This window comes from Schumannella luteola (assembly GCF_013408685.1).
In the GTDB taxonomy this organism is placed as follows: domain Bacteria; phylum Actinomycetota; class Actinomycetes; order Actinomycetales; family Microbacteriaceae; genus Schumannella; species Schumannella luteola.
The window spans coordinates 1,091,162-1,105,047 of the sequence record NZ_JACBZY010000001.1; the positions used below are offsets into that span (position 1 = coordinate 1,091,162).

Annotated in this window: 9 protein-coding genes; 8 read left to right on the plus strand and 1 reads right to left on the minus strand. The window is 70.3% G+C overall.

Annotated features, from left to right (window positions below; genetic code table 11):
* Window positions 1–223 precede the first annotated feature (223 nt).
* The 8 genes from BJ979_RS04820 to ypfJ all read left to right on the plus strand — a co-directional run bounded on the left by BJ979_RS04820 (window position 224) and on the right by ypfJ (window position 12,824).
* Complete coding sequence (locus BJ979_RS04820) at window positions 224–2,404, plus strand: hypothetical protein (protein ID WP_179565704.1); 2,181 nt, start codon at window positions 224–226, stop codon at window positions 2,402–2,404.
* On the plus strand, window positions 2,404–4,023 hold the full coding sequence (locus BJ979_RS04825) for a class I SAM-dependent DNA methyltransferase (protein ID WP_218853438.1): 1,620 nt from the start codon (window positions 2,404–2,406) through the stop codon (window positions 4,021–4,023). The genes BJ979_RS04820 and BJ979_RS04825 overlap by 1 nt, the downstream gene beginning before the upstream one ends.
* Window positions 4,016–5,200, plus strand: a complete 1,185-nt coding sequence (locus tag BJ979_RS04830) for a restriction endonuclease subunit S (RefSeq protein ID WP_179565706.1) — start codon at window positions 4,016–4,018, stop codon at window positions 5,198–5,200. The genes BJ979_RS04825 and BJ979_RS04830 overlap by 8 nt, the downstream gene beginning before the upstream one ends.
* Before the next feature lie 124 nt (window positions 5,201–5,324).
* Complete coding sequence (locus tag BJ979_RS04835) at window positions 5,325–6,455, plus strand: PDDEXK nuclease domain-containing protein (RefSeq protein WP_179565708.1); 1,131 nt, start codon at window positions 5,325–5,327, stop codon at window positions 6,453–6,455.
* Window position 6,456: 1 nt separating this feature from the next.
* Window positions 6,457–9,618, plus strand: coding sequence for a type I restriction endonuclease subunit R (locus tag BJ979_RS04840; RefSeq protein WP_179565710.1), 3,162 nt, complete (start codon window positions 6,457–6,459; stop codon window positions 9,616–9,618).
* A 111-nt stretch (window positions 9,619–9,729) separates the two neighbouring features.
* Entirely contained in the window at window positions 9,730–10,437 is a 708-nt protein-coding gene (locus BJ979_RS04845) for a lysophospholipid acyltransferase family protein (protein ID WP_179565712.1), read from the plus strand.
* Window positions 10,438–10,917: 480 nt separating this feature from the next.
* Window positions 10,918–11,859 (plus strand): homocysteine S-methyltransferase family protein, encoded by a 942-nt coding sequence (locus BJ979_RS04850; RefSeq protein ID WP_179565714.1) that lies wholly within the window; start codon window positions 10,918–10,920, stop codon window positions 11,857–11,859.
* Between the two features lie 92 nt (window positions 11,860–11,951).
* Complete coding sequence (ypfJ, locus tag BJ979_RS04855; protein ID WP_179565716.1) at window positions 11,952–12,824, plus strand: KPN_02809 family neutral zinc metallopeptidase; 873 nt, start codon at window positions 11,952–11,954, stop codon at window positions 12,822–12,824.
* Window positions 12,825–12,864: 40 nt separating this feature from the next.
* Here the strand turns inward: ypfJ and BJ979_RS04860 are convergent, their stop codons facing one another.
* A complete protein-coding gene (locus tag BJ979_RS04860) occupies window positions 12,865–13,881 on the minus strand; it encodes a glutamate cyclase domain-containing protein (RefSeq protein ID WP_179565718.1) in 1,017 nt (338 codons plus the stop codon).
* Window positions 13,882–13,886 lie beyond the last annotated feature (5 nt).

Here is a 13,886-nt window from a genome sequence, read left to right on the forward strand (position 1 = left end):
GAGTCCGAGAAGTGCCGCGGTGGCGGCGACGCCGTCCACGACACGAGGTTTGGGCCGCAGCGCCCCAACCCCCAACGCTAACCTTGATAACCCTGGTTATCAGCAGACGGCCTGCATGCAAGCAGGCGACCGATCTATCCTCGACTCATCACCGACCGTGGCCGGCTGCACCGCACGACCACGACCACATTCATCAGTGCGAGCCGACCGAGAGGAGTCCATCATGAGCCGCAGCGAATCCACGTCGGCGAGTGCTCTCGACCGGGCCGACCACGCATCCTCTGATTCGTCGCCGCGACTGCTGACCCTCGCGGATGCGGCGCGTCTGGCCCGCGTGCAGCGCCCGGTGGTCTCGATGTGGCGTCTCCGTCACGCGACGGGCCCGACGCCCTTCCCCGACCCCGTGGTCGATGGAGCGAGTGGCCTGCGATGGGATGCGCACGAGGTCGCGCGCTGGCTGGGCGACACTCGACACGGCAACAACCCGGAGGCGCTGGCCGAGGTCGAACTCGTCGGCACGTCCAGGGCCGAGTCCGCGCCCGAGTCCGCGTCGTCGTCGGCACCGGCGCCGGGCCTGGTCTCGGCATTGATCGCGCTGCGCGCCGTGCACGAAGCTCCGCTGTCGTCGGTCCCGCTCGACGAGCTCGCTGATCTCGCGGATGATCTCGACCCGCACGATCTCTTCGCGGCGCAGGAGGTGCTGCGGGCCGGTGACGATCTCGGTGCGGCGGTCGTGCGCGCCGATGCGCTCGTCGAGAGCGCCTTCAGTCCGGCGGCGGCGATCGAGCACCATCGGGCGGCGACCCGTGGGCTTGCGCAGTCGGTGCTCTCGACGGCGGTGGAGGCGCTCGTGGCAGAGCTGGCTCACGGCATCCTCGGCGCCGCGGGAGAGGCTGTGGTCTCGACTGTGTCGGGTCGCTCGGGCGATCTCGTGCACGCCGTCGCCGCGGCGGCTCCGGGCGTGGCGATCGCGCCGGCCGCGTCCGACGATCGTGAGCTGCGACAGCGCGCGGTGGCGCACGGCGTGGCGCTGGCCCACGCCGCGGCAGCCAACGCTGCCCACCCCGCGCTGAGCCTTCTGCTGCTCGCGGGGGAGCGGCCGGCGCAGGCCGACATCGACGAGCTGGATCACGCGGTCGTGGGCCTCTCCGCGGGGGCGCGTCTGCTGGTGCTGGGCCCGGCGGCGCTGCTCGCCGATGGCGGTCTGCCGGCGTCCGCCGCCCGGGTGCGGTCTGAGCTGCTGCGCTCGGGGGTGGTGCGGGCGATCGTGCGGCTCGGGTCGGGCGTGTTCTCGCGCACGCCGCAGCGGGCGATGGCGTTGTGGCTGATCGAGGGCGGTTCGTCGTCGACGCCGCTCGGCGACCAGACGACGCTGCTCGCCGATCTGACGGTCGCGGGCCTCGATCCGGCTGTGCGGCACGACCTCGTGGCTGACGTGGTGGCCGCGCTCGGCTCCGATCTCGAGCGCCGCGCGCACGCGTTCCGCTTCTCGCGTCTGGCCCGCACCAGCCGCCTGGTGGCGCGCGGGGCGCTGGTGGATGCGGATGCCGCGCTGGCTCCGCCCAGTGCCTTCGCCCGGTCGCAGCGGGAGCTGCGCGCGCGGCAGCTTCCGGCGGTCGTCGCCGAGTTGGCGTCGCGGGCCGGCGTGCCGGTGGATGCGCTGCTCGAGCCGACGCCGGCATCCGCGCTCCCGTCGGCTGAGCGCCCCGACCGCACCCGCACCCTCGGCGCTCTGCGCGCCGACGGCAGCGTGTCGCTGGTGTCGGGAACCCGTCTCGACTCGGATCTCGACCTGCGTGCGCCCTCGGGCGTGACCGTGATCGGTCCGGCCGAGGTGACCGGTGCCGCGGCGGTGGGCGATCGGCGGGTCGATCCGCTGCGGCTGGCGGCCGCGCATCCGTCGGCCCGCCGCACCGAGCCGGGGGATGTCGTCGTCGTCACGAGTCCGCGGCCGGCGGCGATCGTCGATGCGGTGGGGCGCGCGGTGGTGCAGTCGCCGGCTCGGGTGGTGCGCATCCGTGCTGCCGACGCAGGTCTCGTGCCCGAGCTGATCGCCGCTGACATCGCGGCGGCGGGTCGGGGCGCCGGCGCGCGGTCGTCGGATCCGAACCGCTGGGTGCTGCGTCGCGTGGCGCCGGGTCAGGTCGAGGGGATGCGCGCGGCTCTGGCTCCGATCGAGGCCGAGCGGCGGAGTCTGCGCGAGCGGCTCGCGCTGCTCGACGAGCTGGGTGGGGCGCTCGCCGAGGCGGTGGTGCTCGACGTGCTGCGCGCGCCGCCCGCGGCATCCGACCCGCCCGCCGAACCACCCGACCCGGCATCCGACCGCACCGACCCGACCCCTCGCCCCAGCCGCCAGACCCCGGGCGCCGCCCGACAGAACACCCGACAGAACAGGAGCCGCTGATGGCCGCACGACCGAAGGCCGACACCGCGCCGACCACGATGAAGCAGCTGAAGGACACGCTGTGGAAGGCGGCCGACAAGCTGCGCGGCTCGATGGACGCATCGCAGTACAAAGACGTGATCCTGGGCCTGGTGTTCCTGAAGTACGTGTCGGATGCGTTCACCGAGCGTCGCGTCGAGCTCGAGGGCGAGCTGCGCGAGCAGGGGATGACCGAGGCGCAGGCGGCGCAGTTCCTCGACGACCCGGACGAGTACCGGGGAGCCCGGGTGTTCTGGGTTCCCGAGGTGGCGCGATGGGAGTTCCTGGCTGCGAACGCGAAGGGCCTCGAGCCCGCGGATGGCGGCGAGCCGCGCTCGATCGGCCGTCTGATCGACGAGGCGATGGATGCGGTGATGGTTGCGAACCCGACCCTGACCGGCACCCTGCCGCGCATCTTCAACCGCGACAACGTCGACCAGCGCCGTCTGGGCGAGCTGATCGATCTGTTCAACGCGGCCCGCTTCACCGGGCAGGGCGCGGCGCGGGCGCGGGACCTGTTGGGTGAGGTCTACGAGTACTTCCTGGAGAAGTTCGCGCAGGCGGAGGGGAAGCGGGGTGGCGAGTTCTACACGCCCGCCGGCGTGGTGCGGGTGCTCGTCGAGCTGCTCGAGCCGACGCATGGCCGCGTGTACGACCCGGCGTGCGGGTCGGGTGGCATGTTCGTGCAGGCGGAGAAGTTCCTCGAGGCGCACGAGCGCGAGGGCAGCGAGATCTCGGTCTACGGGCAGGAGCTGAACGAGCGCACCTGGCGCATGGCGAAGATGAACCTGGCGATCCACGGGCTCGGCGGCAACCTGGCGAGCCGCTGGGGCGACACCTTCGCGCGCGATCTGCACCCGGATCTCGAGGCCGATTTCGTGATGGCGAACCCGCCTTTCAACATCAAGGACTGGGCGCGCAACGAGGCCGATCCGCGCTGGCGCTACGGGGTGCCGCCGGCCGGCAACGCGAACTACGCGTGGATCCAGCACATCCTCTCGAAGCTGGCGCCCGGCGGCAGCGCCGGTGTGGTGATGGCGAACGGCTCGATGTCGTCGAACTCGGGCGGTGAGGGGCAGATCCGCGCCGAGCTGGTGGAGGCCGACCTGGTGTCGTGCATGGTGGCGCTGCCGACGCAGCTGTTCCGCAGCACGGCGATCCCGGTGTGCGTGTGGTTCTTCGCCCGCGACAAGAGCGCCGGCGACCGGGGGAGCGTCGACCGCACCGGACAGGTGCTGTTCCTCGACGCTCGCAATCTCGGACACATGGTCGACCGCGCCGAGCGCGCGCTCAGCGACGACGACATCGCGAAGATCGCGAACACCTTCCACGCCTGGCGCGGCACGACGTCGGCGGTGGATGCGGGCCTCAGCTACGAGAACGAGCCCGGCTTCGCCTACTCGGCGACGCTGGCCGAGATCCAGGATGCCGGCTACGCCCTCACCCCGGGCCGCTACGTCGGCGCCGCCGAGGTCGAGGACGACGGCGAGCCCATCGACGAGAAGATCGCGCGCCTCACCGCCGAGCTCTACGAGCAATTCGCCGAGTCGGACCGCCTCGCCGTGGTCGTGCGCGAGCAGCTGGGGCGGGTCGATGTCTGAGTGGGGTGAACTCCGGCTCTCGGATGCCATCGAGGTCAAACATGGGTTCGCCTTCCCTGGCGACGGCTTTGGAACGGAGACGGCCGCCCCGCAGGTTCTCACACCGGGCAACTTCGCTGTCGGCGGAGGATTCCGACGAGCTAAGCCGAAGTCGTTCGACGGCGACTACCCCGCCGAGTATCTGCTCGAGAGCGGCGAGCTCGTCGTAACGATGACCGACCTCAGCAAGGCGGGCGACACTCTGGGCTACGCGGTTCAGCTACCCGCCGATGAGCAGTTCCTGCACAACCAGCGAATCGGTCTCGTTCAGCTGATTGACCCTTCCCTTCTCGAACCGCGCTTCTTCGGCTACCTGACCCGAACGCGCGCCTACCGTGATCGGATTGTCTCGACAGCAACCGGCAGCACGGTCAAACATACGAGCCCCGGGCGCATCGGTGAGTACGTTGCCCGCGTTCCCGCGGTAGCGGAGCAGCGCGCGATCGCGGATGTGCTCGGCGCGCTCGACGACAAGATCGCCGCCAACGAGCAAGTTGTCCAGACCGCGGACCAACTGGGCCGAACGATTCTGCAGGCGCGGGCCGAGACGATTACAGGCGACGCCGCGCTGGGCGAGATCGCCGAGGTGGTGATGGGTTCGTCTCCGCGGGGGGAGGAGCTGAACACCGGCGGATCTGGAATTCCCTTCTACCAGGGCAGTCGTGACTTCGGCTTCCGCTTTCCTGCCCAGCGGGTGTGGACGACGTTCGTGACGCGCGAGGCCGCAGCCGGCGACACGCTTCTCAGCGTCCGGGCACCGGTCGGTGAGGTGAACGTGATTGTCGAGCGCGTCTGCATCGGTCGCGGGGTGGCGGCGATCCGTTCCAAGCAGGGGCGCCCGGTGTTGCTTGCCTACCTGGTGCGCCATGCGGGACCGCAGTGGGAACAGTTCGCCGGCGACGGGACGATGTTCGCGTCGGTCAACCGGAAACAGATCGAGTCGATCCGGGTCCCCGCCTTCGGTGACAAGGAGGCTGAGTTGCTCGAGGTTGAGCTGGCATCTCTCGAGTCGCAGATCCGCGTCGTACTCGCCGAGTCCCGCACCCTCGCCGCGCTCCGCGACACGCTGCTCCCGCAGCTCATGTCGGGCAAGCTGCGCGTGCGTGACGCCGAGAAGACCGTCGAGCAGGCGATCTGATGCGCATCCGCTCGGCTCGGGCTACTGTGGGGTCTACTAACCCCAGCCCCTCTGCCTCACGGTACGGGCTGGCTTTCTTTTGTGCGGCGTCCGGCGCTCCTCGGGTCGACGGGGCGGCGAGCTGATGGCCGAGATCACTCCCGCACCCGGCTGGTACCCCGAACTGCTCGACTCCGTCGCTGGGCGCATCGAGACCGCGCGGCAGCGCACCCGACTCGCGGCGAACAGCGATCTCGTCGGGGCGTACTTCGAGATCGGGCGCGACATCCTCGCCCGACAGACCGAAGAGGGCTGGGGTGCGAGCGTCATCGACCGACTTTCGGCCGACCTGACGGAACGCTTTCATGGGGTGACGGGGTTCTCGCCGCGCAACCTCCGCTATATGCGCACGTTCGCCAAAGAGTGGACCGGCGGTGCGGACGGATCAATTCTGCAAGCGCCGCTTGCAGAATTGCCCTGGTACCACCACATCGCCCTGCTCACGAAGCTCGACGACCGCGACTCCCGGCTCTGGTACGCCGCCAAGGCGGTCGACCAGGGCTGGTCACGCGACATCCTCGTGCACCACATCGAATCGCGACTTCACGAGCGTGAGGGCCGCGCGGTCACCAACTTCGCGACCACACTCGCACCCGCCGACTCCGAACTCGCACAGGCGTTCACGCGCGATCCCTACGTCTTCGACTTCCTCGGGATGGCCGACGTGAAACTCGAACGCGACCTCGAGAACGCGCTGCTCAACCACATCGAGCACTTCCTGCTCGAGCTCGGCGCCGGGTTCGCGTTCGTCGGGCGCCAGAAGGTGCTCGATGTCGGCGGCGACGAGTTCCGCATCGACCTGCTCTTCTACCACCTGCGCCTGAGGCGTTATGTCGTCATCGAGCTCAAGGTCGGCGGGTTCCGGCCCGAGCACGTCGGGCAGCTGAACTTCTACCTCAACGTCGTCGACGACCAGCTGCGTCACCCCGACGATCAGCCGAGCATCGGCATCCTGCTGTGCAAGAGCAAGAACGACATCGTCGTCGAATATGCCCTGCGCGGCGTCGAGACCCCGATGGGCGTCGCCGAATGGATCGCCGCCGACGGTCGCGCACTGCCGGCCGAACTCGCCGAGTATCTGCCCAGCGCCGCCGCCCTCGAAGCCGAGCTGCGCGATCCCGACGATGCCAGCACCGCCGCCGCATCCACCCCGCAGCCCGACGGCGAGACCGAACTCGCCGACCCCGCATCCACCCTCTCGACCGAGGAGCACTGACATGCCGAAGATGAGCGAAGCTGACTGGGAGCAGCTCGCGATCGACGAGCTCGCCGAGCTGGGGTGGACGCCCACCACCGGTGAGAAAATCGCCCCCGGCTCCGGCGGGCGCGACAGCTGGGGCGACCTCGTCATCCGCCCGCGCTTGCTCGAGGCGCTGCAGCGGCTCAACCCGACCATCCCCGCGCAGTACCTCAAGCAGGCGATGGCCGAGATGCTCGCCCCCGCCAGCGCCGACGCGATCGCCGAGAATCTGCGCGTGCACCGCATGTACGTCGACGGGTTCCCGATCAGCTACTTCGACGGCGACGGGATCGAGCACAACCCGACCGTGCGCATCCTCAGCACCCAGCCGCACGAGAACAGCTGGCTCGCCGTGCAGCAGGTCACCGTCACCCAGGGCGAGCACAAGCGCCGCTTCGACGTGGTGCTCTACGTCAACGGGCTGCCGATGGTCGTCATCGAGTTGAAGGCCGCCGGCGCGAAAGCCGGAACAGTGGATGCGCGCGCGCAGCTCGACACCTACCTGCGCGAATTCCCGCTGCAGTTCCGGCACTGCGTCTTCGTGATCGCCACCGACGGGCAGCAGGCGCTCTACGGAACCCCCTTCACCCCCTACAACCACTTCTCGCCGTGGAACGTCGACGACGACGGCGTACCCGTCGGCGCCGACGCCGTCGACGAGCACGGCGAACCCATCAGCGGACTCGAGACCACCCTCGACGGCGTCGCCAACCAGGAGCGCTTCCTGCAGCTCGTGCGCTCGTTCACCGCCTTCGACGGCGGCGACAAGCTGCTCAAGCGCATCGCCAAACCGCACCAGTACTTCGCCGTCACCAAAGCCGTCGCGCGCACCATCGACGCCGCCCGCACCAACGGCAAGGCCGGCGTCGTCTGGCACACGCAGGGCTCGGGCAAGTCGATGGAGATGGAGCTCTACGCGAACCTCGTCGGCCGCCGCGCCGAACTGCAGAATCCCACCCTCGTCGTCGTCACCGACCGCACCGAGCTCGACGGGCAGCTGTTCCAGGGCTTCGACCGCAGCCTGCTGCTCGGCGAGCACCCCGTGCGCATCGACCGCCGACAGCAGCTGCGTGACGAGCTGACCTCGCGCGTCACCGGCGGCATCTACTTCACGACGCTGCAGAAGTTCGGACTCAGCAAGGCCGAGAAGGATGCCGGCACCGCGCATCCGCTGCTCAGCGACCGCCGCAACGTCATCGTCGTCGTCGACGAAGCCCACCGCAGCCACTACGACGACCTCGACGGCTACGCCCGCCACCTGCGCGACGCCCTGCCGAACGCCACCCTCATCGCCTTCACCGGAACCCCGATCTCGTTCGACGAACGCAATACGCAAGACGTGTTCGGCGACTACATCGACATCTACGACCTCACCCGGGCGGTGGATGACGGCGCCACCGTGCCCGTCTACTTCGAACCCCGCCTCATCACGGTCGCCCGCGCCGACGGCGTCAGTGACGACGACATCGACGTCGCCGCTGACGAAGCGACCCAGGGACTCGACGAGACCGAGCGCGCGCGCCTCGAGCAGAGCGTCGCCGTCATCAACGCCGTCTACGGCGCCCCCGATCGCATCGCCAAGCTCGCCGCCGAGCTCGTTACGCACTGGGAGTCGCGACGGCTCGCGATGCTGCCTGACATCGAGGTGCCCGGCAAGGCGCTCATCGTCGGCGGAACCCGCGAGATCTGCGCCAGGCTCTACGCCGCGATCGTCGAGCTGCGGCCCGACTGGCACTCCGACGCGATCGACCAGGGCCGCATCAAGGTCGTCTATTCGGGGCTACCCTCCGACCCCGCGCCGATCGTCGACCATGTGCGTCGGCCCAGCGAGAACGAGACCATCAAGAACCGCCTGCGCGATCCCGACGACGAACTCGAGATCGTCATCGTCAAAGACATGATGCTCACCGGCTTCGACGCGCCGCCGCTGCACACGCTCTACCTCGACCGCCCGCTCAAGGGGGCCCTGCTCATGCAGACCCTCGCCCGCGTCAACCGCACCTTCCGCGGCAAGCAGGACGGCCTGCTCGTCGCCTACGCGCCCCTCGCCGACAACCTCGGCAAGGCCCTCGCGGAGTACACGGTGACCGATCAGGAGCGCAAGCCGATCGGCCGCGACATCGCCGAGATGACGGATGCGGCGCGCAGCGTGCTCGCCGACGTCGAGACCCTCGTCGCCGGCTACGACTGGCGCGGCAAGCTCGCCGCCGGCGGGCCCCGCGCGATGTTCAACGCGGTCAGCGGCACCGTCAACCACCTGCGCGACGCCCAGTCGCCGGCCAACGACCCCGCCCTCGGTGACGAGACCCGCGCGGCGCGCTACCGCATCCTCGCCGGCAAGCTCGCCCGAGCCTGGGCTCTCGCCTCCAGCGCTCTCGAAGAGCTGCGCCCGCAGATCTCCTTCTACGAGGAGGTGCGCATCTGGATGGCGAAGTACGACGCGCAGGAACGGCAGGCCCGCGGTCTGCCGGTGCCCGACGACATCGCGCGACTGCTCGGCGACCTCATCGCCGCGAACACCATCACCGGCGAGGTCGTCGACATCTACGCCGCCGCCGGGATGCCCGCGCCCTCGCTCGGCGACCTCACGCCCGAGTTCGTGAAACGCACCCAGCAGTCCGACAACCCGCAGCTCGCGATCGAGGCGCTGCGCGACCTGCTACTCGACGAGACCCGCACCGCCACCCGGGGCAACGGCATCCGCGAGCGCGCCTTCTCCGAGCGCATCGCCGAGCTCATGTACAAGTACACGAATCAGCAGCTCACCGCCGCCGAAGTCATCGCCGAACTCGTCGCGCTCGCCCGCGACGTCGCCGAAGAGGCTCGGCGCGGCGAGAAGTTCAGCCCCGCGCTCAGCGACGACGAACTCGCGTTCTACGACGCCGTCGCCCAGAACGAATCGGCCGTGCTCGAGCAGGGAGATGACGTGCTCGCGCAGATCGCCCGCGACCTCGTCGGCGTCATGCGGCGGGATGTGCGCACCGACTGGACCGTGCGTGAAGACGTGCGCGCCAAGCTGCGCTCGTCGATCAAACGACTGCTCGTGCTGCACGGCTACCCGCCGGACCAGCAGCCCGAGGCGATCGTGCTCGTCATGGAGCAGATGGAGGCGCTCGCGCCGAAGTACGCGGTGTCGTAGGCGGCCGGACTCGGAGGATCGCGACAATCGACGCCGCATATCCGGCCCGCCATATTCCGTTATCCGTATGTGTCATCGACCGAACCGGGCGGGCTGTGACAGGCTGAGACGATGCTCGCCTCCGCCGCCCGCCGCATCGCCGGCCCGCTCGCCAAGGCGGGGTTCCGCCCGAAGGTCGAAGGCAAGCGCAATGTGCCGAAGCGGGGCGCCGTCATCCTCGCCAGCAATCACCTCTCGTTCATCGACAGCGTCGTGATCACGCTCGTCGCGCCGCGCATGGTGTCGTTCCTCGCGAAGTCCGACTACTTCACCGGCACCGGCGTCAAGGGCTGGCTGAGCAGGGTCTTCTTCAGCGGCGTCGGCGCCGTTCCGGTCGAGCGCGGGGCGGGCGCGGCCGCGCAGCAGGCGCTCGATGCCGGACTCGCCATCCTCGAGAAGGGCGACGCCTTCGCGATCTACCCCGAGGGCACGCGCTCGCTCGACGGCAAGCTCTACAAGGGCCGCACCGGTGTCGCCTGGCTCGCCCTCACCGCCGGCGTGCCGGTCGTGCCGGTGGGCATCGTCGGAACCGACGAGCTGCAGCCGGTCGGCTCCAATCGCATCCACCGCGCCAAGGTCACCGTGCGCTTCGGCAAGCCGCTCGACCTCGCGCACTTCGGCCCCGCCACCTCGGGTCGCGCCCGCCGCCAGGCGACCGACGCGATCATGGCCGAGATCCAGAAGCTCAGCGGCCAGGAGCTCGCCGGCCGCTACAACGAGAGCCCCGCCGCGAACGTCGTCGAGCGCGTCAAGCGCGTCCTCCACCCCGAGCGCCTCTAGCCCGCGCCCGTCCCGAGAGCCCCGAGCCCGCCGCCGTTCGCGGATACTGGCGCCTCTCAACGCGGATACTGGCGAGGCGATAGGCCAGGTCTCCCCGCGACCCCGCCACCGCGTCTGAGCAGTATCCGCGCGACCCGGGCCTCGCGGGATCGTGGCCGCGCTCGCCTCCGCGCCAGCCCGGAGCTCTCGGTTCCGCCCCGCGAACCCCGCACAGCGGATACCGGCGTCCGGCACGCCGATACTGGCGAGGCGACGGGGCGACGCGCTCCGCGACCCTGCACCCGCCGTCCAGCAGTATCCGCGGCCCCCCGGCATCCGCCGCGCGCCCTCGGGTTCACCGGACCGCGCCAGCATCCTTCCGAGTCGCTGTCGACAGGCGCTCAGGTCTTGTGGGGTGTGCACCGACAGGTCTACGGTCTGCGCTGACGGGCACAACCGCTCCCAGACCCGAAGCGGACACCCGAACCCGTGGAGGCGGCCGTGCCGTTTCGTATCCCGCGCACCGATCCCGGCTCGGTGACGTTGACCGACGGCGGTCTCGAGACCGACCTCATCTACAACGCCGGACTCGACCTGCCCGACTTCGCCGCGTTTCCGCTGCTCGACGACGAGCACGGCCGCGACGCCCTCGCCGCCTACTTCCGCCTCGCGATCGAGACAGCCCAGGATGCGCACACCCCCTTCAGCCTCGACACGGTCACCTGGCGCGCGAACCCCGACTGGGCCGCCCGCCGCGGCTACGCCGGCCCGGAGTTCGAGCGAATAGTGCGGGATGCGGTCGAGTTCGCTCGCGACCTGCGCGACCAGGCCATCGACGACGGGGCGCGGCATCCGATCCTCGTCTGCGGCGTCATCGGGCCGCGCGACGACGGCTACGCGCCCAGCACACTGATGACCGCCGCCGAGGCGCGCGAGTACCACCATCGTCAGATCGTCGTCTTCGCGGACGCCGGCGTCGACTATGCCGCCGCCATGACGATCGCCTACCCCGCCGAGGCGATCGGCATCGTCGAGGCAGCGAAGGCGGAGGGACTGCCGCTCGCGATCTCGTTCACGGTCGAGACCGACGGCCGGCTGCCCGCCGGTCAAACGCTGCGCGACGCCCTCGCCGAGGTGGATGCCGCCACCGACGGCGGCGCCGCCTACTTCGGCGTCAACTGCGCGCATCCCGACCACCTGCCCGCCGGCCTCGACGAGGAATGGGGCGGGCGTCTCGCCTCGTACCGCGCCAACGGCTCGCGACTCAGTCACGCCGAGCTGGACGCCCTCGACGCGCTGGATGCCGGCGATCCCGCCGAGCTCGGACGCCTCGTCGGCGAGCTGCATCGGCGGATGCCCGGTCTCACCGTGCTCGGCGGATGCTGCGGAACCGACGACCGACACATCCGCGCGATCGCCGACGCGGTGCTGCGCCGTGACTGACGGCACGGCCGCCGACCGGCCCGCCGACGACCGCACCTGAGCGTCGCCGGATCGCAACCCCGCGCATCAGCGCCCGCCGCTAGCCTCAGCGCATGACCTTCGATCCGAACTCGGATATCAGCAAGGGCCGCGTCAGCAAGCGCGGGCGCAACGCCGGGATCGGCGTCGGCGCGGGCGCCGGCGGTCTGGTCATCATCGCCCTGCTCATCCAGGCGTTCACCGGCGTCGACCTGACCGGTCTCCTCGCCGGCGGCACCGGCACGAGCGGCGGCGGCGCGACCTCCGACGAGAGCGCCCTGAGCTGCACCGCCCAGCAGGCCAACGACGACACCGAGTGCCGCGTGCAGGGCGCGGCGGCGTCGCTGCGCGAGTACTGGCCGCAGCACGTGAAGAACGCGACCGATCCGAAGATCATCATCTTCGAGGGCCAGACGAACACCGGATGCGGCGGCGCCACCTCGGCGGTCGGCCCCTTCTACTGCCCGGCCGATCAGCAGATCTACCTCGACACCTCCTTCTACGACCAGCTGAAGTCGCAGTTCGGCTCGACCACCGGGCCGCTCGCGCAGCTGTACGTGATCGGGCACGAGTGGGGTCACCACATCCAGCACATCACCGGCATCACCGACGGCAAGGATCTGCGCGCGACCGGCCCGTCGAGCGACAGCGTGCGCCTCGAGTTGCAGGCCGACTGCTTCGCGGGCGCCTGGCTGGGCGCGGCGGCGCAGGGCGACGACCGGGTGCTCGAGCCGCCGACCCGGCAGCAGATCGACGACGCGCTGGATGCCGCGGCGACGGTCGGCGACGACAACATCCAGGAGAAGACGCAGGGCCAGGCGACGCCGGAGAGCTGGACGCACGGCTCGAGCGCGGCCCGCCAGAAGTGGTTCCTGACCGGGTACAACGGCACGCCGCAGTCGTGCAACACCTTCGACGTGAGCGCGGCCCAGCTCGGCGACAGCTAGCAGCCGCATCCGAGGTCGCGCAGTCGGCAGCCGGTTCGCCTCAGTGCGACGGCGAATGCGATGCGGTGAGCGCCTGTGTCACAGCGGAGGCCATGAGCGTCGCCGCCGCCCGCTGGGCGTCCAACGGCACGCCGTCGTCGCTCAGAGCGGGGCGCGCATGCCAGCCGCAGACGACACCCGAACGCACGGCCGCCCGCAGAACGTCCTCCACCCAGTCCGCATCGACGAGCAGGTCGGATCGCTTCAAGAGGAAGGCGATCATGTCGGCGACTGCATAGCCGCCCCAGTCGGAGATCGCGGCGGCGAGCACGACGTCGGCCGAGATCGCCGCCGCCATTCCGTCGCGGCAGGGGCATCGACACACGGCCCCTTCCGGCTGGATGTCGCGTACCTCGGGCACACTGCCGAATCCCACCTCGTTGCCCGCGTCGCCGATGCCGAGCGTGAGAACGCCGCGACGTTCGGCGAGGCGGAAGATCTCGGTCGCGTCGAAGTGCGGCGCACCCCACTCGTTGCCGGTGGCGCCGTGGATGACTCCCCGTCGGTTCGGTGACAGCTTCTCGATCGCCAGCACGGCGCCGGGTTCGAGCGCTGTCATGATCTGCGTGCTGAATTCGGCGCCGCGTTCGTCGTCTTCCGGTGAGACGTGGATGGCGATCGACGCCGGCCAGTCGGCGTCGGGCCGCGGACGCACGTTGAGCCCGCCTGCGCGCGCGATCTCGGCGAGCGGCGTGCTGAAACGCGCCTCGGCGGCGATGTGGACGTCGGCGCCGACTCCGAGCGTCATCGCCCGGGCGATCGCGATCGCTCCCAGCAGTCCGTCGATCTCGCCGGTCGGGAGGGTGGGTTCCCCACCCGCGCCGCAGAGGATGAGCAGCCGGCCGCCGGCTCCCACTCGGTCGAGCAGCGCCTGCCCCATCTCGGTGCTCAGGGGTGCCGCGGTGCGCGAGCGGGTCGCGTTGTAGAGCAGATGGGCGACGCCGCGGGGCATGTTGCCGATCGGGCGCAGCTCGGTGGTCATGATCTGGTCGATGTACTGGCCGACGACGGCGGGCATGATGG